Annotated in this window: 22 protein-coding genes; 7 read left to right on the forward strand and 15 right to left on the reverse strand. The window is 37.8% G+C overall.

Features of this window, described 5'->3' with window-relative positions; all coding sequences use genetic code 11:
* Positions 1-28: 28 nt before the first annotated feature.
* The 8 genes from rbfA to AB3I72_RS13280 form a co-directional block, all read right to left on the reverse strand.
* Positions 29-379, reverse strand: coding sequence for a 30S ribosome-binding factor RbfA (rbfA, locus tag AB3I72_RS13245; protein WP_002360497.1), 351 nt, complete (start codon positions 377-379; stop codon positions 29-31).
* A 24-nt stretch (positions 380-403) separates the two neighbouring features.
* Complete coding sequence (gene infB, locus AB3I72_RS13250) at positions 404-2,815, reverse strand: translation initiation factor IF-2 (protein WP_368023997.1); 2,412 nt, start codon at positions 2,813-2,815, stop codon at positions 404-406.
* Between the two features lie 12 nt (positions 2,816-2,827).
* Entirely contained in the window at positions 2,828-3,133 is a 306-nt protein-coding gene (locus AB3I72_RS13255; protein WP_002357860.1) for a YlxQ-related RNA-binding protein, read from the reverse strand.
* Complete coding sequence (locus tag AB3I72_RS13260; protein WP_002363794.1) at positions 3,123-3,422, reverse strand: YlxR family protein; 300 nt, start codon at positions 3,420-3,422, stop codon at positions 3,123-3,125. Before AB3I72_RS13260 ends, AB3I72_RS13255 begins: the two co-directional genes overlap by 11 nt.
* Before the next feature lie 20 nt (positions 3,423-3,442).
* The gene (gene nusA / locus AB3I72_RS13265) at positions 3,443-4,642 is read right to left on the reverse strand and encodes a transcription termination factor NusA (protein ID WP_368023998.1); all 1,200 of its coding nucleotides are present in this window, start codon (positions 4,640-4,642) and stop codon (positions 3,443-3,445) included.
* 143 nt (positions 4,643-4,785) lie between these two features.
* A complete protein-coding gene (gene rimP / locus AB3I72_RS13270; protein WP_002357863.1) occupies positions 4,786-5,259 on the reverse strand; it encodes a ribosome maturation factor RimP in 474 nt (157 codons plus the stop codon).
* Between the two features lie 205 nt (positions 5,260-5,464).
* Entirely contained in the window at positions 5,465-7,351 is a 1,887-nt protein-coding gene (locus tag AB3I72_RS13275; RefSeq protein ID WP_061100979.1) for an Ig-like domain-containing protein, read from the reverse strand.
* Between the two features lie 141 nt (positions 7,352-7,492).
* Entirely contained in the window at positions 7,493-9,913 is a 2,421-nt protein-coding gene (locus AB3I72_RS13280) for a cation-translocating P-type ATPase (protein ID WP_061100980.1), read from the reverse strand.
* 218 nt (positions 9,914-10,131) lie between these two features.
* On the opposite strand from AB3I72_RS13280, the gene rnhC reads away from it, so the two are divergent.
* Positions 10,132-11,049, forward strand: coding sequence for a ribonuclease HIII (gene rnhC, locus AB3I72_RS13285; RefSeq protein ID WP_002382224.1), 918 nt, complete (start codon positions 10,132-10,134; stop codon positions 11,047-11,049).
* A gap of 66 nt (positions 11,050-11,115) precedes the next feature.
* Here rnhC and AB3I72_RS13290 read toward each other — a convergent pair whose 3' ends face one another.
* The gene (locus tag AB3I72_RS13290) at positions 11,116-12,288 is read right to left on the reverse strand and encodes a class I SAM-dependent rRNA methyltransferase (RefSeq protein ID WP_061100981.1); all 1,173 of its coding nucleotides are present in this window, start codon (positions 12,286-12,288) and stop codon (positions 11,116-11,118) included.
* A gap of 257 nt (positions 12,289-12,545) precedes the next feature.
* Between AB3I72_RS13290 and AB3I72_RS13295 the strand changes: the two genes are divergently transcribed.
* The 3 genes from AB3I72_RS13295 (at position 12,546) to AB3I72_RS13305 (ending at position 16,027) form a co-directional block, all read left to right on the forward strand.
* Complete coding sequence (locus AB3I72_RS13295; RefSeq protein ID WP_156209208.1) at positions 12,546-14,654, forward strand: LTA synthase family protein; 2,109 nt, start codon at positions 12,546-12,548, stop codon at positions 14,652-14,654.
* A 105-nt stretch (positions 14,655-14,759) separates the two neighbouring features.
* Positions 14,760-15,461, forward strand: coding sequence for a hypothetical protein (locus tag AB3I72_RS13300; protein WP_033601201.1), 702 nt, complete (start codon positions 14,760-14,762; stop codon positions 15,459-15,461).
* Positions 15,462-15,475: 14 nt separating this feature from the next.
* Positions 15,476-16,027 (forward strand): hypothetical protein, encoded by a 552-nt coding sequence (locus tag AB3I72_RS13305; RefSeq protein WP_368023999.1) that lies wholly within the window; start codon positions 15,476-15,478, stop codon positions 16,025-16,027.
* Positions 16,028-16,064: 37 nt separating this feature from the next.
* On the opposite strand, the gene AB3I72_RS13310 is transcribed toward AB3I72_RS13305, so the two are convergent.
* Together AB3I72_RS13310 and AB3I72_RS13315 are read right to left on the reverse strand one after the other, a co-directional pair.
* Positions 16,065-17,534 carry a sensor histidine kinase gene (locus AB3I72_RS13310; protein WP_002357872.1) on the reverse strand — a complete coding sequence of 490 codons (1,470 nt, stop codon included), beginning with the start codon at positions 17,532-17,534 and terminating at the stop codon, positions 16,065-16,067.
* Positions 17,534-18,253 (reverse strand): response regulator transcription factor, encoded by a 720-nt coding sequence (locus tag AB3I72_RS13315; RefSeq protein ID WP_002381953.1) that lies wholly within the window; start codon positions 18,251-18,253, stop codon positions 17,534-17,536. Before AB3I72_RS13315 ends, AB3I72_RS13310 begins: the two co-directional genes overlap by 1 nt.
* 214 nt (positions 18,254-18,467) lie before the next feature.
* On the opposite strand from AB3I72_RS13315, the gene AB3I72_RS13320 reads away from it, so the two are divergent.
* Positions 18,468-19,247 carry a Cof-type HAD-IIB family hydrolase gene (locus tag AB3I72_RS13320; protein WP_368024000.1) on the forward strand — a complete coding sequence of 260 codons (780 nt, stop codon included), beginning with the start codon at positions 18,468-18,470 and terminating at the stop codon, positions 19,245-19,247.
* 17 nt (positions 19,248-19,264) lie between these two features.
* Here the strand turns inward: AB3I72_RS13320 and AB3I72_RS13325 are convergent, their stop codons facing one another.
* Positions 19,265-19,471 carry a hypothetical protein gene (locus tag AB3I72_RS13325; RefSeq protein WP_002357875.1) on the reverse strand — a complete coding sequence of 69 codons (207 nt, stop codon included), beginning with the start codon at positions 19,469-19,471 and terminating at the stop codon, positions 19,265-19,267.
* Between the two features lie 231 nt (positions 19,472-19,702).
* Here AB3I72_RS13325 and AB3I72_RS13330 point away from each other — a divergent pair, with 231 nt between their 5' ends.
* Together AB3I72_RS13330 and AB3I72_RS13335 are read left to right on the forward strand one after the other, a co-directional pair.
* On the forward strand, positions 19,703-20,479 hold the full coding sequence (locus AB3I72_RS13330; RefSeq protein WP_002363785.1) for a threonine/serine exporter family protein: 777 nt from the start codon (positions 19,703-19,705) through the stop codon (positions 20,477-20,479).
* 11 nt (positions 20,480-20,490) lie between these two features.
* Positions 20,491-20,952, forward strand: a complete 462-nt coding sequence (locus AB3I72_RS13335) for a threonine/serine exporter family protein (RefSeq protein WP_368024001.1) — start codon at positions 20,491-20,493, stop codon at positions 20,950-20,952.
* Positions 20,953-20,982: 30 nt separating this feature from the next.
* Here AB3I72_RS13335 and AB3I72_RS13340 read toward each other — a convergent pair whose 3' ends face one another.
* Genes AB3I72_RS13340 through trpX form a run of 3 tightly spaced genes read right to left on the reverse strand, consistent with a single transcriptional unit; the run spans position 20,983 to position 23,648 of the window.
* Positions 20,983-21,750 carry an ABC transporter ATP-binding protein gene (locus AB3I72_RS13340; RefSeq protein WP_002357878.1) on the reverse strand — a complete coding sequence of 256 codons (768 nt, stop codon included), beginning with the start codon at positions 21,748-21,750 and terminating at the stop codon, positions 20,983-20,985.
* On the reverse strand, positions 21,747-22,634 hold the full coding sequence (locus AB3I72_RS13345) for an ABC transporter permease (RefSeq protein WP_002357879.1): 888 nt from the start codon (positions 22,632-22,634) through the stop codon (positions 21,747-21,749). The genes AB3I72_RS13340 and AB3I72_RS13345 overlap by 4 nt, the downstream gene beginning before the upstream one ends.
* A 24-nt stretch (positions 22,635-22,658) precedes the next feature.
* Complete coding sequence (gene trpX, locus AB3I72_RS13350) at positions 22,659-23,648, reverse strand: tryptophan ABC transporter substrate-binding protein (protein ID WP_002391629.1); 990 nt, start codon at positions 23,646-23,648, stop codon at positions 22,659-22,661.
* Positions 23,649-23,959: the final 311 nt, after the last annotated feature.

Here is a 23,959-nt window from a genome sequence, read left to right on the forward strand (position 1 = left end):
ATTCGTCTGGTGTGCTTTTTCTTTTTAATTATTCACCTTGATTCAACTTACGAATCAACTCATCAATGTGATTTCCGTATTGGACAGATTCGTCTCTTTCAAAAATCAACTCTGGTGTTTTATACAAGGTTAACCGTTGTCCTAATTCTTTACGAATCAGTCCTTTGGCTTTGTCTAATCCTTGTTGAGCTTTTTGTTGTTCGGAAGCTAAATCAGATAACAAGCTGTAATAAATCGTTGCTTGTTGTAAATCACCGGTCACACGAACATCTGTAATAGTGATGCCTTGGACGCGTGGATCTCTGATGCGTTTGTTCAAGATATCATTCACTTCACGCATGATTTCTTGACCTACACGACGGTCACGATAATTTGCCATAGTGTCTTCCTCCAATTACTAAAATTATTGTTTGATTTCTTCCATAATGAAGCCTTCAATCGCATCATCTACACGTAAATCATTGAAGTTTTCAATCATAGCACCACATTCAAAACCAAGTTTGACTTCTTTCACGTCATCTTTAAAGCGTTTCAAGCTTGCTAATTTACCTTCATAAATAACAATACCATCACGAATGACACGCACGCCACTATCGCGGCGAATAAAGCCTTCTGTAACATAACAGCCAGCGATTGTGCCAACTTTAGATACTTTGTACAATTCACGAACCGTCATTTGACCCGTAATTTTTTCTTCAAATTCTGGATCTAATAACCCTTTCATCGCTGTTTCGATTTCTTCTAGGGCTTTATAGATAATACGGTGTAAACGAATATCAACTTCTTCTTGTTCTGCTTGTTGTTTTGCTTGTGGTGTTGGGCGAACGTTAAAGCCGATAATAATCGCATTACTTGCTGCGGCTAAAGTTACGTCGCTTTCATTGATGGCCCCAACTGCCGCGTGAACAATTTTCACACGAACGCCTTCTACATCAATTTTTTGTAAACTTGCTGAAACGGCTTCGGCAGATCCTTGTACGTCTGCTTTGACAATGATATTAACTTCTTTTAATTCGCCTTCTTTTAGGCTTTCAAATAAGTTATCCAATGTCACACGGCTACTTGCTGAACGTTGTTCAAGCAACGCACGTTTAGCCCGTTCTTCCCCTGCTTGACGTGCAGTTTTTTCATCTTCAAAGACCACAAAACGATCACCCGCTTGAGGAACATCATTTAATCCGGTAATTTCCACAGGAGTTGCTGGTCCTGCTTCTTTATCACGGCGGCCCATGTCATTGGTCATCACACGAACACGTCCATAAGTATTACCAACAACGATTGGATCACCAACATGTAAAGTTCCTTGTTGAACGAGTAATGTCGCAACCGGGCCTTTACCTTTATCTAAGCGCGCTTCAATCACTGTTCCAATTGCTTTTTGCGTTGGATCAGCTTTTAAGTCTTCTACTTCAGCAATCAGTAAAATATTTTCCAATAGTTCATCAATGTTTTGATTGAATTTCGCTGAAATATTGACGAAAATCGTATCTCCGCCCCATTCTTCAGGAATTAATTCATGTTCACTTAATTCTTGTTTCACATGATCAGGATTTGCACCAGGCTTATCAATTTTGTTAACTGCTACAATAATTGGCACTTTTGCCGCTTTGGCATGGTTAATCGCCTCAATTGTTTGTGGCATTACTCCATCGTCCGCTGCAACAACTAAGATGGTAATATCAGTGATGCTGGCACCACGCGCGCGCATACTAGTAAAGGCCGCATGTCCTGGTGTATCTAAGAACGTAATTGGTTTGCCATCAATATCTAACTGATAGGCACCAATATGCTGCGTGATTCCGCCCGCTTCACCTGAAGTCACACGAGAATGGCGCAATGTATCTAATAATGTTGTTTTCCCGTGGTCTACGTGTCCCATGATTGTGACAACAGGGGGACGTGTAGTTAAGTTTTCTTCAACAACTGCTTCCGGTTCGAAGAATTTATCAATGTCCGCAATATCAACTTGGACTTTTTCTTGCGGTTCCATGCCATAGTCCACAGCTAATAATTCAATTGTATCTTTATCTAAGGCTTGGTTTTGGTTAACCATGACACCCATCATAAATAATTTTTTGATGATTTCCGCTGGTTCGCGGTGGATTTTTTTCGCAATATCCGCCACGTTCATACCTTCTGTATATTCTAAAACATCTGGTAATTCACGGAATTTACGTGCTGGTACTGCTGGCTTCGCTGATTCTTGTTGATGTTTGCCTTTTTTCCCTTTTTTGTTGAAACGATTGCGGTTTTGGTTATTAAAGTTATTCCGGTTATTACGATTTTGACCGCCACCAAAATTGTTGTTACGGTTTTGGCCGCCACGATTTTGGTTGTTCCCGCCATTGTTATTTTGGCTGGTCCGATTTTGATTCGTTGTAGAACCGTTATTGTTTTGGGTATTGCGGTTTTGATTGTTGGTATTTGTTTGATTGCTACGGTTTTGTGTGTTGCTTTGGCCGTGACGATTTTGGTTGTTGTTGTTTCTTTGTTGTCCATTCGTTGATTGGTTGTTTGGACGATTTTGGTTATTTCTTTGTTCACCAGGTTTATTGTTCATTGGTTTCTTATTGGCTGGTTTCTTATTGGCTGGTTTATTTTGTGTTGTTTGTTGCTTTTGGTTGTTTGTTGCTTTTGATTGAGTATTTACGGTACTTCCTCCTCCGAATGCTTGACGAAGCTTTGTTTCTTGCTCGGAACTAATTGCGCCCATATGGTTTTTAACATCCATACCTAATTGATGCGCTTTATCGACAACGTCTTTGCTTGCTTTATTCATTTCTTTTGCTAGTTCATAAATTCTTTTTTTTCCCATGCAATCACCTTCCTAACCTTTTAGTAATTCCTTGATTTTGGTGGCAAATCCTGCATCAGTTACTCCGATAACCATTCGTGGTCGCCCAATCGCTTGGCTGAGCTCGAATTGACTGAACAGTTCGCTAACAGGAACATTATAATAAGAACTTTTGTCCTTGATTTTCTTTCTAGTATTCTCACTGGCATCTTGTGCAACAAACACAAATTTCGCTTTGTTTGCACGAATATCTTTAAGGGTTAATTCCTCACCTGTGACTAATTTACCGGCGCGCATTGCTAAACCTAAAAGGTTCAAAATTTTGGTTTTATTTTCCATCGCCAAACAACTCTTTGCGGGCTTTTTGATGTGTTACATAATCCAATAGTTCTTGATAAAATTCATCACTTAATTTTGTTTCTAAGACACGATCAAGAATTTTTTTATCCCAAGCTTTTTGGACTTCCGCAGGATCCAAATCAACGTAAGCACCACGTCCAGGTAATTTACCAGTTGGATCTAAGGCCACTTCACCTTCTTTGGAGCGAGTAATTCTGACTAATTCTTTTTTCGGTTTCATTTCGCCTGAAACAACCGATTTACGCATTGGAATTTTTCTCTTTTTCATTTTTTCACCCTCCAAAAACGTTATTCTTGTTCAGGTAATTCTTCTGTAATTTCTGCTTCAACAACTGCTTCTTCAGCAGCCAAGGTTTCGTAATCATCTGCCGTCATATCTGAATGGACAATTGCTTCATCCATTTCTTCTGCCACTTCGGCAACTTCTTGATTGGCTTGTTGTTCATAAAATTCAGCCATGTCAGATTCTGATTTGATATCAATTTTATGGCCCGTTAATTTAGCAGCTAAGCGCGCATTTTGACCACGTTTACCAATTGCTAATGACAATTGATAATCAGGTACAACGACTGTACATGCTTTGCTATTTTCTGGATCAAAAATAACATCTAATACTTGAGCTGGATTCAAGGCATTACTAATATAAATAGCTGGATCTTCGTTCCATTCCACAATATCCATATTTTCGCCTTTTAATTCATTCACAATCGCTTGGACACGTTGGCCTTTTGGACCGACACAGGTACCCACTGGATCAATATTAGGATCTGTTGAACGAACAGCTACTTTTGAACGATCGCCAGCTTCACGAGCGACACTTACGATTTCAACAATTCCATCATAAACTTCTGGAATTTCTTGTTCAAAAAGACGTTTTAGTAAATCTGGATGACTACGGCTTACAAAAACTTGTGGGCCTTTTGATGTGTTTTCAACACGTGATACGTAAACTTTAATCCGATCATGCGGTTGGTAAAATTCATTTGGCATTTGATCTTGTTTTGATAAGACTGCTTCGATTTTACCTAAGTTTACATAAATATAACGACGATCTTGACGTTCAACAATTCCTTGCATGATGTCATTTTCGTATTCGCTAAATTCATTATAAATAATTGTTCTTTCTGCTTCACGGACACGTTGTAAAATTACTTGCTTTGCTGTTTGGGCAGCAATGCGGCCAAAGTCTTTTGGCGTAACTTCAAAACGAATTTTGTCGCCGATTTCATATGCCCCATTTAATGCAACGGCATCTTTTAATGAAACTTCCAATTGTGAATCAAATACTTCTTCTGTTACTTCTTTGACAGCATACACGTGAATATTGCCTTTTTTTGGTTCAAATTCAACTTCGACGTTGCTTGCTTGTCCATAATGTCTTTTATATGCAGAAACTAAAGCTGCTTGTAACGCTTCAATCACCGTATCTTTAGGAATCCCTTTTTCAGCTTCTAATACGTCTAATGCATTTAACATTTCTTTGCTCATTGTTTTTCTTTTCCTCCTATGGATTCGTTAAAGCTGAACGAGTGGTTCTTCTTCCAAGGGAAAAACTTCTCGTTAAAACTTGTCACAGGCCCGGCTAAAAGTAAAACTTTTAGTGGACCCTTTTTTACATTCGAGTCTGTTGATTAAAATTGAATGGCTAAACGAGCTTTTGCGATATTTTTACGTTCAAAAGTCATTTCCTTCACTCTGGTTTTAATTTTTACACTTAATGTTAATTGTTCTGAATCAAGATGGACTAAGGTACCCTCAATCTGTTTTTCTCCATCAACTGCTTGATAAAGAGAAATATGAATGTACTTGCCTACCGCTTGTTCATAATCGCTTTCTTTCTTTAACGGACGTTCTGCTCCCGGAGAAGAAACTTCCAGAAAGTACGCTTGCGGAATTGGATCTGGATCCATTGCATCTAGTTTTTCACTTAATTTTTCGCTGACAAAGGCACATTCCTCAATATCAATGCCACCTTCTTTATCGATAAATACTCGTAAAAACCAATTTTTTCCTTCCTTAACAAACTCTACTTCCACAAGTTCAAAATTTTGTTCTTCTAAGATTGGTGTGACTAACTTTGTTACAGTTTCCACAGCACTACTCAAAATTTTCGCCTCCTTCGAGATTGATGTAACGAACCGTGTCCTGATGATTTTTCCATCAAAAAGAGTGAGCAGAAATCCGCTCACTCCCAACTAGTATCATTACGCTAAAGATAGTATAGCACAGAACCACTCCAAACTCAAATGAACAAGCTAAATCTCTCGAAATTTGCACATTTTGTCTCGATTACTGAAACTATCTAAGCGATTATTTTTTCGTTTTAAAATAGATAAATACTCCTTGAATCAAAAGAAGGCTACCTAAGAAAAGAAACGTGTTTTCTTTTGTTTCTCCTGTTTTTGGCAATTCTTTATTACGAATCGCCTGTTTTTCAATGGTTATTGAAGTAGTTTCTGTGGTTGAATTCGTGGTAGTATCTGTTGTCCCACTCGTTGGTGGTGTGGTACTTTCTATAGGTTCTTCTGGAGTATAGTGATTAGTAAATACTTGACCTCCATCATACTGAATAGTCGCCACGAGATTTCCTAAAAGCGCCTCGACGGTTACTTGAACTTGAAGGTTGTGCGTATCGTAGGAAACACCTGCCTGTTGCGTGTTTACCTCCCGAATGGTGTATTGATAGTTTCCGGGAGTTTCAAAGGTTAATGGTGAAAATTGAATTTTCCCTAAAGTATCGTTACTAACCGTTTCTAGTACTGTGCCTTTCTCATCTAACAATTCAAATTGAAATTCAGCATCCTTCAGTGGTTTTCCTAAAAGAACTTTTCCAGCTAAAAATGAAGCAGCGACTGGTTGATATGAAATCTTATGATTCACAACAGTTTTCAGTGCAACTAAGTTTTTACCAAAGTCTTCAGGCGTTATTGGAATCTTGTTTTGCGAAAGTTGGTAACCGGTAGGTGCTTTGGTTTCTACTAAAGTATAGTTATCTTTTAACAAGCCTTTAACAATCGCTGTTCCGTTTTGATCTGTTGTGATTTTGGCCACTGTTTGATTGGTTGAGTTACGAATGAGTTCAAATTCTGCACCTGCTAAACGCTGGCCCGCTTCATCTTCTTTATGAATTTCAACAATATATTGTTCACCATTAGCTTCTCCACCACCCGTTTGTGAGACACGACTCACTTCGACTTCTTCCACCACCGTTTGATTTTCTGTTAATTTTGCATAATTTGTGAAGGTTTCACCTTTTTCGGGAAGATGATCGATTTTGGTTTTATAGGTGATACGATATTCGTTGGTTCCAATATTGCCAAAATGCACCGAAAAATTACGGTCATCAGGACCATACTGGACAGCCAACTGACCAGTTATATCTTCCTCTGGCGTGAACTGCCAAATAGCATTTCCATCCAGTGTCCATTGTCCTCGTTCAATTTTCATAGTGTCTTTCATATAACTTAAACTTTCTGTTTTTAGCACATCTTCTACTTCTAAATCAGTATACGTTTGCCCTGTTGGATTAATCCGTAGTACATTGTAAATTTCGGTTGGATCGTCTTCGATAAACCATGAATACTTGCTAAATTTTTCGTTAACATCATCGCCTTCACCTTGGTAATCAAGATCGCCAGCAAATATTTTTTCCCCTTCAACCGTGACGTAAATAGGAATCTTGGATTCATTTTCCACATTTTCGAAATCAATCAAACTTGTAAAATATAAAGACCCACTAATATTAGCATGGTTTTCTACGTAATCTGTATACGTTAACGTGACCGTTTTATTTGCTACATCGGTCTGTGCAATTGCAACCACAGCACCTGTATCATCTACTACATTAAAGGTCATATTTTTCTCGAGACGTAGCTCTTCGGGCAAAGTAATCACACTCGTATCCCCACTATTAACGGTATTATCCGGTAAGTTGAACTCAATTCGGAGGTAGATGTCTGTATATTGATTAATGGTCCCAAGTGGGTTTCCCTCTTTGTCCGTTAGTTGAATCGCTGTCACAATGTTGCCCACTTGTTTACGCGGTACTACATTTGGCGTAGCAGAAATTTGATTGGTTTCACTGGTACTAGTTGGTTCCGTTTGCGCATATCCTGTTTCAAGTTTCAGAAAAGGCGTTATCAGCGTCGACAAAAGAATGAAAAACATTCCCCAATAGACAAAACTTCTTTTTTTCATTTTTATTCAATCCTTCCTATCTAAAATAATTGGTTAGGTTTATACTATCAAGGATTAACTAGGTGCAAGTGTTTTTATTTTTCCCAACAATAAAAAACAAAAAACACCGAACCAAAATAATTTTGGCTCGGTGTTTTGCTCCTAATGTCTTTTCTTATAAAACCATAATTGAACTTTTTCAGAAATGGTTGATAAATGTTGGAAAGTTGAGTCTGCTGCAAAGAAAAGAATGGCTAAAAGTAACAAGGCTGTTGGCGATACCGAAGTTAACGAGAACAAGTTTTTCATGGAAATACTTGTAAGAACCATTCCGATTAAACAGCCAATCATTACGCGCTTGCGGTAACGATTCATTGGTGAACTAATTTTATAAAGAACCATAAAGCCGACTGAAACTAGCAACAATGTTGCAGTCGTTGAAATGTCCGTTTTTTGAAGTGCAAGAATATCACCACAAATTAGTAAGGCACCGACTACCAACATATCCGTTAACCCACCAGGAATTGCTTTTGATAACACATTGAAAAGAAATTTCCCTTCAATGCGACGATGATTTGGTTCCAAAGCTAGAAATGTCGAAGGAATCCCAATTGTAAATAAACTAATCAATGTGACTTGTGTCGGTTGTAAAGGATATGTCACGGCAAAAATCATAGCAAAGACAGACATTAGCAAGGAGAAAATATTTTTTACAAGGAATAAACTTGAAGAGCGTTCAATGTTATTAACTACTTGGCGGCCTTCAAAGACAACCTCCGGCATTGTTGAAAAATCAGAATCCAACAACACAACTTGCGAGGCTTGTGCTGTAGCTTGATTTCCTGAAGCCATGGCAATACTACAATCTGCTTCTTTCATGGCTAAAATATCATTGACTCCATCCCCTGTCATCGCCACTGTATGATCTAATTTTTTCAACAATAGCACAAATTGTTTCTTTTGTTCTGGCGTGACACGACCAAAAACGGTGTATTTTTCTAAAGCTTCTGTCTGAGCTTCCATTGTAGTTAATGTTCGCGCATCCACGTAATTTTCAGCACCAATAATGCCTGCCGCTTGTGCTACATTGGATACTGTTAAAGGATTATCGCCAGAAATGACCTTAATGGCCACATTTTGTTCAGCGAAATATTCAAAAGTTGCTTTGGCTTCTTTACGAATCGGATTCCAAAGAAGAATGTAGCCTAGAGGTTGAACCTCTGCTGCCAACGTTTCATGAAATTCTCCTAAATACTTTCCGAACACCAATAAGCGATAGCCTTGACTTGTATAATGTTCCACTTCAGATTGATACATTTCATAATTGTCTCTCAAAATCATCTCTGGCGCCCCAAGAATATACGTCGCTTCCGGGAAAGTCACGCTACTAAATTTTTCGACAGACGAAAACGAAGTATAGCTAACGGCTTCCCTCTGATTATTAGTAACAAAAAATTCTTTCATCGCTTTCATCGTATCATTGTCAGCTGACATTGTTCGGCAAAAATCGCCAATTAATTTTTCGACATTGGTTAAGTCTGTACCATCATTTTCGATGCTCACCACAGGAACCAACTCTTGGACTTCCATCGTGTTTTCAGTAATTGTTCCTGTTTTATCTACACATAACACATCAACACGCGCTAAGGATTCGATACTTTTCATGTTGTGCAATAAAACGCCGCGCTTCGCTAAGCGCATTGTGCTGGCAGCTAATGCAACGGTTGTTAAAAGGTACAGCCCTTCCGGAATCATCCCAATCAAGGCAGCTTCCATGGAGACAATGCTGTCATGAAGCCCTTGATGGTTGATGAAATAACTTTGGAAAAATAGAACACAGCCGATCGGGATAATAATAATCCCTACCCATTTCACCAAACGGTTAATGGAACCGACCATCTCTGATTGTTCCCCTTTTTTAATTGATTTCGCTTCAAGCGTCAATTGATGAACATAGGCCTCAGCGCCAATTTTATCAATTCTTGCATAACAAGAACCTGACACAATAAAGCTACCTGACAAAAGTTGGCTATCTGCTACTTTGGTAATCTCATCAGATTCCCCAGTTAACAAGGATTCATTCACACGGACTTCACCAGATAAGACAATTGCATCCCCAGAAATCTGTTCACCCGATTTAAAGAGCACCACATCATCCAAAACCAGCTCATCTGGCGAAATTTCTTGTTCTTGGCCATCCCTCACAACGGTTACTTTTGTAGCGTTTAGAATATTTAAGCTATCTAATACTTTCTTCGACTTAATTTCTTGGTAAATTCCAATGACCGTATTAATGATTACTACTGGCAAAAAGGTCATATTTTTATAAGATTGTACCAGCATTAATAACACGCCTAGTACCACAAAAATTAAGTTGAAATACGTAAATACGTTATTAATAACAATCTGTTTCGTTGTGATAAACTCTGTATCGACGGCGGCATTGACTAAGCCTTTTCGCTGTCTTTCTTCAACTTGTGCGGCCGTCAATCCTTGTTTATCTTCTGGATAATAGCGTTCTGCGTTAGCAGTCACTGCTATTGGTTCATTTTCTTGCATTTCTTTTTTTCTTCTCAAACACATCACCCCTTGTTCTAGTCGACTCTTTCATCGTCTCCTTCTCTCCCACAGTATAGCACTGAATAAAAATTTAGATAACAACTAGCGTCCAACTATAGAAAAAAATTATACATTTCCTAAACATTGTCATTTTCAGGAACAAGCTAACGCAAAACCTTTTCATTTACTTGTTTTTCCTTTACTATAGTAAAGAAGAAATATCAAGAAATGAGGAACAATTGATGGCACAGAATCACGTAATTAAAGTTAGTAAAAAAACATTAGCAGAGATGACCACTGTTTATCAACCCAATCGTTTAAATAAAACGGTCCCTTATACTGTCTTTGTGGCCAAGGTTGGCACCACTACCATCACTGCTTATCAATCAGGTAAAGTCATGTTTCAGGGACCTCAAGCTGAAAAAGAGGCCGCTCGTTGGGAAGGAACGAGTACCACACCACAGAAAAAAGTTTCTGCCCAGACTACTACACTGCCTGCTGATTTTGGCAACTGGTCTGTGATAGGTTCCGATGAAGTCGGTAATGGTAGCTATTTTGGTCCTGTAACTGTCTGTGCTGCCTATGTTGACAAAAGCATGATTAGCAAACTAAAAGCATTGGGTGTTCGTGATTCCAAAGAATTAACCGACCCACAAATTATTCAATTGTCACATGTCATTAAAGAACTGATTCCTTACAAGTTATTAATCGTTGAACCAAAAAAATACAATGAGATCCAACCAAACTACAATGCTGTACACATGAAAGTCGCTTTGCATAACCAAGCGATTTATCTGTTGCTGCAAGAATTGGCTCCCACAAAGCCAGAAGGGATTTTGATTGACCAATTCACGCCTGAAAATAATTATCGGAAATATGTTCGTAATGAAAAAAATCAAGTCACTGAAAAATTGTTCTTCGTCACTAAAGGAGAGCAGTATCATGTTGCCGTTGCTGCCGCCTCTATTATTAGCCGCGCTGCTTTTTTAGAAGAGTTAGACAAAGAATCTGCAGAATTGGGTTTCTCTGTGCCCTCTGGTGCTGGCAGCAAATCAGATCAAGTAGCCGCCCGTATTTTGAAAAAAGGCGGCCTAGACTTATTAGCGAATTACGCGAAGCTGCATTTTGCAAACACCCAAAAAGCCCAAAAGTTACTATAAAATAAACACCAAGCAAAAGTCCCAATGCCGATTAGCGGCGCTGGGACTTTTGCTTGGTGTAAAAAATTATTTTTCAATTTCGATAAACAGGACTTTTAAGTAGTTCCCCTCTGGAAAATTAGGATTCACTTGAAAGTCTGCTGGTAATTGATACGTGTCCGTAATCTTGTAACGAACATTTTTCTCTTGCAAGGCAGTAATCACCATTTTTTGATATTTGGCCAAGGATAAATTTGCCGCATTGGTTGAGGCAATAAGCGTTCCCTTATCCGTTAAAATATCAATAGAATCTTTCACTAGCTCCCCATAATTTTTAGCAACGGAAAAAACTTTCTTTTTGTTGCGAGCAAAACTCGGCGGATCTAAAATGATCATGTCATAACTCAAGCCTTTACGTGAAGCATATTTAAAGTAGTCAAAAACATCCATGACAATAATCTTTTGCGGGGCAAGATTTAAATGATTGACTTCAAATTGCTCAGTCGTTTTCGGTAAGCTTCGTTTAGCTAAATCCACACTAGTGGTGGCCACGGCACCTCCCATAGCGGCAGCTACTGAAAAAGCACCTGTATAACTAAACATATTTAAGACTGTTTTACCTACTGCAAAACCATCTACTAATCGACCACGAACTTCTTTTTGATCTAAAAAGATGCCTGTCATTAATCCTTCGTTTAAATAGGTGGCAAATTGAACGCCATTTTCAGTGACAAGTAATGGCTCGGGTGCTTGTTCGCCATACAAAAACTGTGATTCGGGTAAATTTTTTGTGGAAAAGCGAATCTTTTCGTAGGCACCAATAATGTCAGGGTAAACTGTGCGAAACGCCGTCAAAAGTTCGACTTTTTTCTGATAAAGGGTTTCATTATACCATGAAAAAACGGCGTAATCTGCATAGCGATCGATGATTAGACCCCCAATGCCATCTCCTTCTCCATTAAATAATCGATAAGCGGTTGTCAGCGAATCCTTTTCAAAAGATGTCCGCTTCTCACGACTTATTCCAAAGAGTTGTTGAAAAAAAGATTGATTAATTGGTCCATGCCATGACAGCAACCAACCAATTCCTTTATTTTGTTCGCCTAAATATCCTTCGGCTAAACGCTGGCCTTTACTATCAATCAAAGTAAGCCAATCTGTTGGTAACGGCGCTGGCACTTGTTGCAAATCTTCTTTCTGAATTAAAGGATATCCTTTTTTAAATTTATGTTCTGCTTTTTTAGTTACTTGAAGTTTCATTCTGTACACCTACTTTTCAAAGTCCTATCTAGTATAGCAAAAAAAGGCCCATCTGTCTTTAAAGGATTCAAGCTTCACGTCATTTAACGAACTAAAAAGTTTAAGGAAATAGTAAGTTTTCTTTAACATCACCATTCCTCACTTCGGTAAGAATTGACATAAAATTTGTGAAAGAGTAAAATTAAAGCGATATTGTAAAATACGAAATTTACCTAATTTTACTTTTATAGAATCATCGTTTAGAAAGGACGTTTATTTTGAAAAAATTATTTAAAACAAATATTTTGAACACGCGACTGGGGTTATTCTCGCTAATCGCCATCTTACTGTGGCTAAAAAACCTCTTTGCGTACGCCGTTGATTTCCATTTACGTTTGGAAAATATTAACGAGTATTTCATACTCTTAATTAATCCAATTGCCACAACGGTCTTTTTATTAGCCATCGCTTTGTATGTTCGCCGTAAAAAAGCTTCTTATATTACAATGATGATTATTTACTTCTTGATGAGTTTACTGCTCTTCTCAAATGTCGTGTATTATCGAGAATTTACTGACTTCATCACAGTTAATACGATGCTTGGTGCTGGCAAAGTAGCTAGCGGTCTTGGCGAAAGTGCCTTACGTCTCTTTAGACCTTATGACGTCATTTATTTCTTAGACTTCATTATTATTGGCGTATTATTGTTAACGAAAAAAATTAAAACAGATGCGCGTCCAGTCCGCGCACGTGTAGCAGTCTCTGTCACACTCCTTTCTGTTGTCTTTTTCTTATTCAATCTATTTATGGCTGAAACAGAACGTCCCCAATTATTAGGACGTCAATTCTCTCGTGACTATATCGTGAAATTCTTAGGCTTAAATGCCTTTACCGTATACGATGGCATTACAACTTACCAAACAAACCAAGTCCGTGCCGAAGCTAGTGCTAACGATATGAAACAAGTTGAAGATTACGTGAAACAACAATATGCGGCACCCGATGATAGTAAGTTTGGTATTGCAAAAGGCAAAAATGTAATTTATATCCATTTAGAAAGTTTCCAACAATTTTTAGTTAATTACAAATTAAAAGATGAAAATGGCGTAGAACACGAAGTCACACCATTTATCAATAGTCTTTACAATAGTAAAAGTACCTTTAGCTTTGATAACTTCTTCCACCAAGTTGGTCAAGGAAAAACAAGTGATGCCGAAACGTTACTTGAAAATTCACTATTTGGTTTAGACCAAGGTTCACTCTTTACACAAGTTGGTGGGAAAAATACGTTTGAAGCAGCACCCGATATTTTAAAACAAACCCAAGGTTACACTAGCGCTGCTTTCCACGGAAATGCCGGTAACTTCTGGAATCGAAATGAAACCTATAAACGTTTAGGCTATGACTATTTCTTTGATGCTAGTTATTATGATGTTAATTCAGATAACTCATTCCAATATGGGTTACACGATAAACCATTCTTTAATCAATCCGTTCAATATTTAGAGCATTTACAACAACCGTTCTATTCTAAATTTATTACTGTATCCAATCATTATCCTTATTCTCAATTTACAAACGATGAAGCAGGATTCCCAATTGCAAAAACCTCTGACGAAACAATTAATGGTTACTTTGCAACAGCGAATTATTTAGATAAAGCAGTCGAAGAATTCTTTAACTACTTGAAATCTTCAGGTCTCTATGAAAACTCAGTCATTGTTCTTTATGGCGATCACTATGGGGTTTCTAATTCAAGAAACCAAAACTTAGCAGAGTTAGTAGGTAAAACCAAAGCAGATTGGAACGATTTTGACAACGCCAATATGCAACGTGTTCCTTATATGATTCACGTTCCTGGTCAAGAAAATGGCGGTGTGAACCATACGTATGGCGGCCAAGTTGATGCCTTACCAACCCTTCTACACTTGCTTGGTGTCGATACGAAAAACTACATTCAGTTAGGCCAAGATTTATTCTCTAAACAACACAATCAAATCGTTGCTTTCCGCAACGGCAATGTTGTAACACCTAAATATACTATTTTAGGTTCTAGCATTTACGATACTAAAACAGGCACTTTAATTACAGAGCCAACCGAAGAAGTTAAGAAAGAAGTCGCTGATTTAAAAGCCAAAGCGACGAAACAATTAGAAACGTCTGACCAAATTACTAACGGTGACTTGCTTCGTTTCTATACCAATAGCGGCTTAAAACCAGTTAACCCAGAAGACTATGATTACAAGAACCAATTGCAACAACTGGAAGCAATTGAAAAAGAAAAAGGTGAAAAATCAACGAGTGTTTACAGTAAAAACAATAATAAATCAACCGTTGATGAATATCACACTGACAGTTATCAAGGCTATCAAAAAACTGGTAAATAAATCTTCAAAAAGCTTGAGCAATTTGCTCAAGCTTTTTTGCTACTTTTTCATAATTAATTCATATTATTTCACTATACTAAAGATAGTTTAGAGAGGTGAAAGTTGATGAGAAGTGTCCGTTACGCTACAGCTAGTAGTTTTTATCATAAAAAAATCACATTAACCACTGCACTCTTCTTCTTCCTGTTCTCTTTCTTATTGACTGGGCTGTTTAACTTAATTGATTTTGAAAAAGAGTTTTTACGAACGATGCCAGACTTTGTCGATATTGAAAAACAAACTAGTTACCATTACCAACTGATTCAATACTATTGGCACCTCTATCTAGGTAGTGTCATTTTCTTTGGTGTTACTTTTCTTCTGTTGATGTATGTGACATTACGCATAAAAAAGGAAGAAATACATACATGGTATCACATGCACTTTTCAAATATGTATGTCACCAAACAGCTCTTACTAGAGTTGTGTTTACCGGCTCTATTAGGAATTTTCAGTTTTTTACTTTTCACTTTAATGTTTCAAGAAACGTATAATACTGTTCTTTGGGCTGCCCGTGATGCTATTTTACAGTGGTCTCATTTGGAAACTCCAGCATTTTTAGCTAAAAGTACCGACCAGGATGTCACGATTACAAATATCCAGCATTTAGGGATTCAAACGATCCAAGCGTTTTCTTTTGATTTTAAAAGTATGCAGTCGCTTTATACAATCCGTAATTGCTTTGTTAACTGCTTAATCTTGCTTGGCATTCCTCTTGTTTGCGGGACTCCTTTCACGTTGATTTATTTACGTACACATCAGAAATAAGGGAGGGATTTTCTATGAATGTCACACCATCATTCAAAAAAACAACCGAAAAAAAATCCTCATTCGACGCGTTAGCTTTGCGAGAAGTTTATGGAATCATTTATTCTGCTCCAGAACAAGAACTCGCATTGGCCGATTTTTTCCAAACAAACCAATTAACCATTACTAGGCTTTCTTCTAGTGAAACCTTTCTGCCCTACTTGCCATTAGAAGAAAATTTATTTATCGCTAGTACGATCAAAGAACGGGATCGAAAAGTAGTTCTAGCCGAAGCTTTCCAGGTGTTCCAATTAGAACCTGCCTTACTTGGTCGTTCCTTTACTTCTTTTACGACTTTTGAAAAAATTAAAATGCGCATAATACAACTTTTGCTTTCAAAAACAAGTACGTTAGTGATTGATGACATCTTTTCTTCATTAACGATTGGACAACGTCAAGAAATTTTACCTCAATTAAAAATAGAAGTTCAAAAAAGAAACAAGCGCTTGCTATTTCTGACAAAGGATCCACAAATTATTGATAGTCCCTATGTGCACCCCCTGTCTCTACATGCGTTATTAAACTAAAAAAACGTCTGGCACTGATTGTGACCAGACGTTTTCTTTAGTTTTCAGTGATTTCAACATCAGGAAATGAAATAATAAACGTGGTGCCTTTACCAAGTTCACTCTCAACATTGATTTTTCCTTTATGCAAGCGGACCAATTGTTGAACGATTGGTAAGCCTAATCCTGATTCTCCATATTTCGTATTTTTACGGGATGGATCTACTTTGTAATAACGATCCCAGATATTCAGAATTTGTTCTTCCGTCATGCCAATTCCTGTATCAGAAATACGGACAATGGTTTCTAAATAGCCTTTTTCTAAAGCAATATGAATTTCGCCATTTTCAGTAAATTGGATGGCATTTTGAACAATATTGACAACAACTTGCACGAAACGATCATAATCGGCATACACATCAATTGGTTCGGTGGTGTCTAAATACAATTGATTACCGGCGGCTTCAGCTTTGGCCGTTAGTTGAGTCACAATATTTTCTAAAGCTTCTGTTCCGTTGAACTTCTTCACAACAATTTGAATCTGGTTGGTCCGAATTTTTTCATAATCAAGATTTTCATTGACTAAGCGAATCAAGCGAGCGGTCTCATTTTGCATCAGTTTAATCGCATTCTCTTTTTGATTTTCAGGAATAGCATTATACTGCAATCCCTCTAACAAGCCATTAATAGTTGTTAAAGGCGTCCGCATTTCATGAGAAGCATCCGCCATAAATTGACGACGGCGCTCTTCTTGCCGATTGATTTCTTCTTGTGATTCTTTTAAAGACGCGGCCATTTTATTAAAATCTTCTGCTAGGTCATCAAATTCATCTTTGTCATGAACCGGTAATTGAATATCAAAATTTCCACTAGTAATTTCTTTGGTGGCTTTACGCATCCGATTAATTCGTTTCACTTGGAAAGTCGCAAATAGATAGCTTAGTAACAAGGCAATCACACCAGAAAAAATAAAGCCTTTAATCAAGTTTTGTGTCACGGACTGAACACTTCGGTCAACGTTTTTGGCAGGTTGTGTAATAACGAGTGAACCAATAATCACTTTTTTATCAGAAGACTGATTTGATGCATACACCGGTAACATTACATAGGACGAAGTATTTCGGGCCCCATAAATATCAATGTTTTCTGTTGCATAAACACGATTGCCTTTCATGATTTGATCCCAATTTTTATCGATTAAGGAAAAGTCTAATTTTTTTGTGCTATCAACTGGTGGGTACTGCACTTCGCGGTCCTTGTTAATAAACACAAATTGCACATCTTGCTTCTGGAGTACGCGCTCAGTCAACTGAAATGAATAGGATAAAACATCTCGATCCGAAACGCCTGCGACATTAATAAAAAAGTCACGTGTTTCTAAAGCCGATTCTGCATAACCATATAGCTGTTCATAGTTATTTTCTTGCATTGTGCGCTTGGTCAATTGTGTGAAAGACGTTCCGACAATGAGAATAATCAGAGCAATCACACCTATAAAAGCAAGTAATTGTTGATACAAATACTTCATTAAGCAACACCTGAATCGTCGAATTTATACCCTACGCCCCAAACCGTTTGGATGACTTGAGGACCCACTTTTTCAATTTTTTGTCGTAATTTTTTGATATGGGCATCAACTGTCCGTTCATCGCCAAAGTATTGATAGTCCCAAACCAATTCTAGTAGTTGTTCGCGTGAAAAGACTTGGCGTGGTTTTTTTGCTAAAGTGTATAGCAAATCAAATTCTTTAGGTGTTAAGCCTTCAATTAATTGATTATCTAAATATGTTTCTCGTGTTTTCGTATTCATTTTAAAATGATCCGTAATCACATCAAACGTTTCATCTGTATTCTCAGACGTATCATGCGCAGCCTCTGCCACCTCGGCACGACGATGTAGAGCTTTCATCCGTGCAATCAAAGTTAATGGACTAAATGGTTTTGTCACATAATCATCCGCACCCATTTCAAGGCCAATTACTTGGTCACTTTCAGAATCACGAGCAGTCAACATAATAATGGGAACATTGGCTGAAACTTTGCGAATTTCACGACAAACAGCCATCCCATCCATACTAGGTAAGTTTAAGTCTAACGTAATCATGTCCCATTTTTCTGGCGAAGCAAGAAAAGTCGCCAATCCTTCTTTGCCATCATCTTTAAAGGTAGCTTCCCACCCTTCATTTAAGAAAAACATTTGCATCATTTCTGAGACGGATTCATTGTCTTCAATCATTAATATATTCATTTCATTCACTCCTTATTCACTTTTCATAAAACTGCTCTATTGTAGTATACTCTAAAATTGAATTTGTACCAACCGATTCTATATTTCTTCAAAAATCCTTTACAGAACCATCAAAAATCACTTTTTTTCCTGCTCTTTTAAAGAAAACGAAGGGAACCCATTGTCTTTTCAGAAAAGTTTGTTAAAATAACAAGCGTAGAGAGGATGTTAGGGTATGGATAAAATGAAAGCTATTGCTTTTTTTGATTTAGATGGAACTTTGTTAGATGGAACCTCGCAAATTACTCCTGAGATTACCGCAGCAGTGGCGGCCTTGAAAGACAATCAAATTTTACCTTTAATTGCGACAGGACGGACCTTGTGTGAGATTCAGCCAATTATGAAAGCCAGTGGCATTGATTCTGCGATTGTAATGAACGGGCAATTTATTCATTATGAAGGAAAAACGATTTATTCAGATGAATTTACAACAGAGGAATGTGTTTCACTGCATGAACATGTCAAACAGCGTGGTCATGAATTGGCTTTTTACAATGAGCGCCGTATTTTTTGTACAGGGCATACTGGCACAGTGAAACAAGCCTATGACTATATTCATTCAGCTGTTCCAGAAATTGATCCCACAGGTTATGAGAATGATGCCGTCAACATGATGTTGGTCTTAAGTCAACATGGCGATGATGATGAATATTACTATGAGCGGTTTCCTGAATTGACCTTTTATCGCAATGGTCCTTTTTCAATAGATATTGTTCGTAAAGGGGTCTCTAAAGGCTCTGGTGTCAAAAATCTTTTTAACTCCTTGGGATTAAACGGCATTCCCACTTATGCCTTTGGTGATGGCATCAATGATTTGGCGCTGTTTGAGGCCTGTGATTATGGAATTGCCATGGGTAATGCGCGAGAAGAACTAAAAGAAAAAGCCACCTTTATTTCAACTAAAAATACTGAAAATGGCATTGTTAATGGCTTGAAAAAATTTGATTTACTATAAGAGAAAACTACCTTCTTCTATTGATGTACTTTAGAAGAAGGTAGTTCTTTTGTATGTTCATTTTTCTTTTTCTGCTGTGCACAGAGAGCTACTCCCACTACTTGAATCAGCAAAATCGCTCCCAACAAACAACTTAATACGATGTTTCCTGATAGGATTGTTCTTCTGATTAAAATAATTAATACGACACTGCTAATTCCGTAGAGTAACCATTGGTTGTCCATTTTTATTGACCCCTTTGTTTTTCTATGTTTAGGATAGGATGTTTCCTACTAAAATGCAAGGAAAGATCCTAGATTCTTACAACTAACCCATAATTTTTACTAATTCCTTATTTGTTTTCATTTATTCTTAAGATTCGTTTCATTTTTGTAAAAAATCACACTTTTTTTCTATCTCTGTTTTAAATTGCGTACAGTTCTTAAAAAAAATGATACACTAAAAGTGAACTCGAAATGAAAGGAGCCATTCCTTTGGTTAATAGCGAAAAAAGAAAACAATTAATTATTGATACATGCATTTTAGCTGGAAAAATTATGCTGGAAAGCGGATCTGAAGTATATAGAACCGAAGATACAATTACTCGGATTGCTACAAATGCTGGCGAGCCAGAGAGCGTTTGTTACACGACGGCTACAGGGATTTTCGTGGGCTTTCGTTCCAGTAATTATACGCAATTAGAAAACATCCCCCAGCGCTCGATTAATTTGGAAAAAGTTAGCCTTGTCAATCAATTATCAAGAGAATTTGCGCAAAAGGAGATTACTTTGCCAGAGCTTTATCAGCGCTTAACTCTATTAGAAACAGATACCCCCACTTTTTCAATTTCGTTACGCTTGTTAGCAGCCGGGATTGTTAGTTGTACGTTAATGTACATTTTTGGTGGCACTTGGCAAGATTTTATTGCAACTTTTTTTGTTGGCGTGATTGGGTATGCCAGTTACCTTTTTACCCAAAAGTTATTCCAAGTTCCTTACCTCGATTCATTCGCAGCCGCTTTTGTCATTGGTTTGTTGGCCTATTTGGCTGTGCATTTTCACTTAGCGGTCAACATTGATAATATTATTATTGGTGCGGTAATGCCGTTAGTTCCAGGTGTGGCGATTACGAACTCTTTTCGCGACATTTTAGCGGGCCACCTCATCAGCGGGACGGCGCGAGGGACAGAAGCTATTTTTATTGCTGGGTCTGTTGGCCTGGGAATTGCCTTGATTTTTAAATTATTTATGTAAGGAGTGTTCAAATGGAACTAATTTTTCATCTTCTCTTTAGTTTTTTAGCGACTGTGACGTTTGGTATTATTACGAACATTCCTCGTAAAGCACTGGTGGCTTGTGGTATTACTGGCATGACAGGCTGGATGATTTATTATGTCTTAACGCAAACTTTTGATGCTAGTCAAACCTTTGTAAACTTTTTAGGAACGGTCGGGTTAGGGATCGCTAGTATCTTTTTTTCTCGTTACAAAAAAATGCCGATGATTATTTTTTATATTCCTAGTTTGGTTCCTTTAGTGCCAGGAGGCCCTGCCTATCAAGCGGTTCGGAGCATTTTGTTAGGAAACATTGATGACGGGTTGCAGTTGATTTTAAAAGTTGTCTTTACTGCTGCAGCTATCGCAGCGGGCTTTATGGTGACATCGTTACTGGAACGAATTGTCAAACGTTTTTTCCCCAAGCGACTCTTCCGATTGGTCAAAAAATAAAAAAACAAGCTCATTTTCTGAGCTTGTTTTTTATTCTACTTCTTCAAAGAACAGCAACAAATCTTGTAGCGTTAATTGTGCTTTTTCAGCAGCGTTTAAATCTTGAACAATTTTACCTTTTTGTAAAACAATTAAACGATTGCCATATCGTAAAGCATCTTCCATTCGATGGGTAATCATTAAACAAGTTAAGTTCCCTTCTTCAATCCGTTGTTCCGTTAAGTGCATCAGCTGCTTGGATGTTTTGGGATCTAAGGCAGCAGTATGTTCATCTAAAAGTAATAATTCTGGTTTTGTGATAGTGGCCATTAATAAACTTAAGGCTTGGCGTTGACCGCCAGAAAGGTTACCTGTCGGTGTATCCAGATGATTTTCCAAGCCATTGCCAACTTCTTGGCAGATTTTTGTAAACAAGGCGCGTTGCTCATTTATCTTCCGTAATGTTAAGGGACGTTTTTGTCCGCGTTTCATGGCAAGCAATAAATTTTCTGCCACAGTCATTCTTGGTGCTGTCCCCATTTTAGGATCTTGAAAAACACGCGCTAGAGATTTGGCCCGTTTGACTTCAGAAAGATTGGTGCGATTGACTCCTTCAATTAAAAATTGTCCTTCTGTTAGTGTCAAAGTTCCTGCTAAACTATTGAATAGCGTACTCTTGCCTGCGCCATTTCCACCTAAAACAGTAATGAAGTCCCCAGGATAAATGGCTAAGTTCACATGATCCAAAATCACTTTTTTTTCATTCATCCCATTATCAATGATTTTTGTCGCATTTTTTAATTCAACAACTGGTTTCATTTCGTTTCCCCCTTATCAGAAAAGCCATGTAGTCGTAATGCTTTTTTCAATTGTGGGATCATTAAACAGATTGCTAAAATCACTGCTGAGAAGATTTTCAAATATGTCGTATCAAAGCCTAATTTAATCACTAATAAAATCAATAGTTGATAAATAATACTCCCTACAACAATCGCCATCAACCGTTCACCAAACGTTAATTCTCCAAACAGTACTTCACCAATAATGAGTGAAGCTAAGCCAATCACAATGACGCCGGTTCCTTTACTTACATCCGCATATCCATCATTTTGGGCAATCAAAGCGCCAGATAAGCCAATCAAGCCATTCGATAAAACCAATCCTAAAATTTTCATGCGATCCGTTTGAATGCCAATCGAGCGAGCCATTTCTTCATTGTCACCTGTCGCAATATAGGCTTGTCCTAAACTAGTGTTAAAGAAAAATAACAGTAAAATCATTACCACAGCCAAAACACTAATCCCTAAAAAAATAGTATCATAATAATCTGGTAAGGCCATTTTTTGAAAAACATCTTGAATCTTCGGTTGGTTTAATAAAGACTTATTTGGCGATTTCATCACAAATAAAATCACGGAATTTAAACCAGACATCACTAAAATTCCTGCTAAAATAATTGGAATTTTTCCTTTTGTAAATAGTAAACCAGTCACTAAACCGGCAAGCATTCCTGCTCCGACCCCTAAAAGAGTCGCTACAAATGGTGAAACCCCTGTTGTAATGGCAGTTACACAAACCGCCCCTCCTAACGGAAATGAACCTTCTGTGGTCATATCTGGAAAATTTAAAATACGATAAGTCATAAAAATACCTAGTCCTAACAAGGCCCATAACATTCCTTGTCCAATTGCTGAAACAATCATCGCTTCTCCTACTTTCTTTGATAATTAGTTAATCAATTTCGATTTTTTTGCTAACTCTGCGGGAATCGTAATCCCTAACTTTTGAGCTTGTTTTTCATTGATAATTGTGTCGCCTGTATTAAAGGTATAAATGGGTGTAGTTGCTGGTTGACTTTTTCCAGACAGAACCTCTGCTGCCATTTTGCCGGCTTGTACCCCCAACGCATGTTGATTAATCCCTACTGTTGCTAAACCGCCTTGTTCTACCATTGTATCCACCGAAGGAATAATCGGCGTCTTGGTTCGATTTGCTTCTCCGACTACCGTTTGCATGGCATTAGCAATCGTATTATCAGTTGGTATATAAATCACATCGGTTTCCTTAGTCATCACTTGGACCGTTTGTGCTATTTCATTACTTGATGGCACAGCATATGTTTTCACTGTCAATCCTTTGGCTTCAGCTGCTTTCTGCGCTTCAGCTACTTGGTATCGAGAGTTTTCTTCTGAGGAAGCATAGAGAATACCTATTTTTTTGGCAGCTGGTATCAATTCTTTTAGTAAATCCATCTGGGCTGACAAAGGTGATTGATCACTAACACCCGTGATGTTACCGCCTGGCTTTTGATTGTCTTTCACCAATCCTGCACTAACAGGGTCCGTAATGGCGCCTAAAATGATTGGGATTTCTTGGGTAGTGTTGGCTAACGCTTGCGCAGCTGGCGTGGCGATGCCAATTAAAACGTCTGCCTTTTTTTGTACTAATTGTTGACTCATGATTGCTAACTTACTCTGGTCGGCTTGACCATTTTGAAAAATAATTTCTAAGTTTTTGCCTTTGTCATAACCATTTTCCTTTAATCCTTCTTCGACACCTTTATAAATTTCGTCCAATGCGGGGTGACTGACAAACTGCAGAACCCCTACAGTAACTGTTTCTTTCTTTGAATTCGTCACTTTTTGATTCACAAAAAAAGCACCAATTAAATAAATAGCTAATAAAGACACGACAAACGTTAAACGTTTATTTTTCATTTTGCATTCTCCTAACTGCCCTTTTGTTTGGCAACTTTTTCTTTTTAATAATAAAACCATTATCTATAGGGCGTTTCTTCCGTTGAAAGTGAAACTGAGATTCGTAATCCTCTGCTTAGTCAAAATCCTAGGAACACTTTTTTACAAATGTCAGGATTTAGCTGCGACGAGGATCGCAATTTTGATGAGAATCGCAGGAGTACTTTTTCTACGAATGGGACAACGTTCTCTTCGCTCACCTTGTACTACTCATCACTCTTAAAGGCCAAACTGCGGCGAGTATACGAAGCCTGCATCTACTCTGTCACTTT

It is taken from the genome of Enterococcus sp. GC34 (assembly GCF_040886645.1).
In the GTDB taxonomy this organism is placed as follows: domain Bacteria; phylum Bacillota; class Bacilli; order Lactobacillales; family Enterococcaceae; genus Enterococcus; species Enterococcus faecalis.